The 2,728-nt window shown below is 40.1% G+C and carries 3 protein-coding genes; all 3 read left to right on the top strand.

The window, feature by feature from the left end; translation table 11 throughout:
- The first annotated feature begins 420 nt into the window (after positions 1-420).
- The 3 genes from AB6E51_RS24160 to AB6E51_RS24150 are packed head-to-tail and all read left to right on the top strand — an operon-like array spanning position 421 to position 2,604.
- Entirely contained in the window at positions 421-687 is a 267-nt protein-coding gene (locus AB6E51_RS24160; RefSeq protein WP_102333842.1) for a hypothetical protein, read from the top strand.
- Complete coding sequence (locus tag AB6E51_RS24155) at positions 680-1,597, top strand: integrase domain-containing protein (protein ID WP_102333843.1); 918 nt, start codon at positions 680-682, stop codon at positions 1,595-1,597. Before AB6E51_RS24160 ends, AB6E51_RS24155 begins: the two co-directional genes overlap by 8 nt.
- Positions 1,598-1,626: 29 nt before the next feature.
- The gene (locus tag AB6E51_RS24150) at positions 1,627-2,604 is read left to right on the top strand and encodes a hypothetical protein (RefSeq protein WP_102333844.1); all 978 of its coding nucleotides are present in this window, start codon (positions 1,627-1,629) and stop codon (positions 2,602-2,604) included.
- The last annotated feature ends 124 nt before the right edge of the window (positions 2,605-2,728 follow it).

The following is a 2,728-nucleotide window of genomic DNA, read 5'->3' as shown; positions in this document are numbered from 1 at the left end:
ACTGCCTCATTTATTTACATCTTGCCTCAACGTAATACCGAAATCCCCCGTTTTTCACCCCGTGCCCCCTCAGGGCTGATTAGGAAATTAGCCCTGAGGGGCACGTCATTACTACAAATACCGCTTTACATGTGGCAAACTATCATGAACACTTAAACGCAACGCTTTGAATCATTACATTTATGACGAATAAAAGAACCTGTCCACTTAACAATAAACTTGCGTTGGATGTTGAACAATTACGATCACATTATCGAAAGATAAGGTGCTCTAAAATTGATTCATATAAAAATGAAGTTTTAATATTGAGGCAATTAGGCGCGAGCTTTAATAATATATCATTTTGGTTCAGTGAATATTGTGGCATAACAATTTCAACGTCGACGATAAAAAGAAGATACGATTACTGGATGTCTACCGATGAAACAAGAAATCAGTCTAGAGATGCTTATTGAGGCAATGCCCAAACCAACTGTTTCAACGTCTTCTCACATTCATCATAAAAGCAAAAAAAAGGGAAGTATCATTGATCATCATAGATGTGAGATCCTCATTTTGAGGCAAAACTACCACTGTTCCTATGGTGAAATCATTTATTGGTTAAAAAACGAAAAGGATATTATTGTTAGCAAAACGGCTCTTTATAATCGCATCAAGCATTGGGAGGGAGTGGGGGTCTATGAATAAAAAACAAAACCGAACAATAAATAGAATTGAAGAGCAGGTTAATCGGTTTTATCATCACTATTACAATGGATTAGGTAAAACAAAGTCGCAAGCGCCCAATAAACTTCGTAGTGTCACAACCTATAATCGCCATATTGAAGTGACGGCTTTAATTATGAGAAAAATTGGGGTTAAGCGAGTAAAGCAAATCACATTAGACATTGCAAATAAATACATTGAATCCCAAAAAAACAACATTGCTGCACGTTCTTTAGAAAATCAACGCACCCTATTACAACGTATTATTAATGTTTATGAACCGGGTAAAAAGGTGGAGATAAACGGCGAATTAACACCTCGTCAATGGGTGAATAGAGCTTACTCTTATGAGCAAGTCACCACCCTAATGAGTCACCAAAAAGAACAAATGCGCCTGTCTACAGCCATCGCTTTTTCAGCAGGATTGCGAGCTCAGGAGTTGTTAACGATTAGGCGCATCGATGAAAGCATTCCATCCAAAAATAGAAAGTGGTCAGAGTCGCGTTTTAAAGGGTTAGAAGGCGTCAAATATATCGTGACAGGAAAAGGTGGACTTTCTCGGGAGGTACTGCTTCCCCATAAGTTGGCGTATTTACTTGAAACAAAACGCTTAACTGAACCGAAAATTGTTGTAGATAGAAAAGTAAAAATCAAAACGTACTACGACATAACCGGTGGGAAAAAATTTAGCAATGCTTTTAGTCAATTATCAAAGTCCGTGTTTGGCTGGTCCCTCGGCGCACATGGCCTTCGTTATAGTTATGCGCAAGAGAGAATGAACGCTACGGTGACACAAGAATCCTACGATTCTCGAAAGGAGATAGTCAGCCAAGAACTTGGCCATTTCCGAAAAGAAATCACCACTCACTACTTAACATCATGCAAACATTAACCAATAGTAAAACAAGGTATTTATAAAAAATGACATTAACCTCAATTGAACACCACCTTACCGGCGCTTTCAATAATGCCAACCTTTATTTAGACGACGATAACGTTTTAATCTTACTTGCAGCGCAAGAGATGGGCTCTTTGAATGCGCTTGCGCATAAACTTCACGTCGATGAACCTCAACTATTAACATGGCTCGAATCATCATCACCAGACGTCCCAACAGAGCTGAGTCAACAACTCGAATGCATGACCATTGGTGAGGAATACATAGATAGCTTAACGATTCTTGCCATTGGTGGGCTAAAGCCATTAAAGCAATGGCAGACCCTGACTAATGTACTGGCACAGGAAGCTTGCGAACGTAGCTTATTTGATGTTCCTTGCTCCCTGTTGGACGAAGATAAAACCTCGCTATGTGAACAAGTGCTCGCCGCCCTACTCCAAGCAGGAATGTCTTTTTCACCAGACATCGGTATTGAACTGGAATCAATCGAGATCATTGAAAATAACGAGGTTGCATCGCTTCTATCTGAGATATTCAACGCAATGATCAACTTGGATTGCTACTACCAAAACTTCTTTGAAAGTATTGCAGAAGCTCCTGAAGTCGAATTCCAATATTACCACTATTGGGATGAAATCTTGGTCGAGCTTGCGGCTTATCACGTTTTAAAAGAAAAAGACCGCTTCCCATTATTAGACACTTTTAAACGCGAGACTGGATTAAAAGTTCAGGGTTATATTACTGCACTGAAATGCCACGCTTATCAACACCGTTTACCGCTACGAGCAGAACTGCTTCACCTACTCAACAAAGATCATGAAGAACTGTACGACTATACTGAAGCCGAAATGATGGGGCTCTTCCCACCGCAAATTCACCCTGATATTTACGTCAATGAAATCATAGAAAGTCAGCGCTTGACGCATCAAGTTCTGCCTGAAATCTGTCGTAAATTGGAGATGAGTGAAGAAGAAATCAAAAAATTAATTGAAAGGAAATAAGGGCGCTCTTAGGCCATGCATCACAAAACTGAATCAGGAGGGGGTTTACCCCCTCCTGTCCAGCTCTATCTTACTGCTTCGTAGACAACAAATTGAGCCAGAAAACTTGTGCCACCATCCTGGT

Source organism: Vibrio sp. 10N.247.311.47 (genome assembly GCF_041467535.1).
Taxonomy (GTDB): Bacteria; Pseudomonadota; Gammaproteobacteria; order Enterobacterales; family Vibrionaceae; genus Vibrio; species Vibrio crassostreae_C.
The sequence above is the reverse complement of the archived record's forward strand: the minus strand, read 5'-3'. Positions and strand labels throughout refer to the sequence as shown.

Coding starts and splice junctions, on each gene's coding strand:
- AB6E51_RS24155 (WP_102333843.1), top strand. CDS start 680: ATGAATAAAAAACAAAACCGAACAATAAATAGAATTGAAGAGCAGGTT.
- AB6E51_RS24160 (WP_102333842.1), top strand. CDS start 421: ATGAAACAAGAAATCAGTCTAGAGATGCTTATTGAGGCAATGCCCAAA.
- AB6E51_RS24150 (WP_102333844.1), top strand. CDS start 1,627: ATGACATTAACCTCAATTGAACACCACCTTACCGGCGCTTTCAATAAT.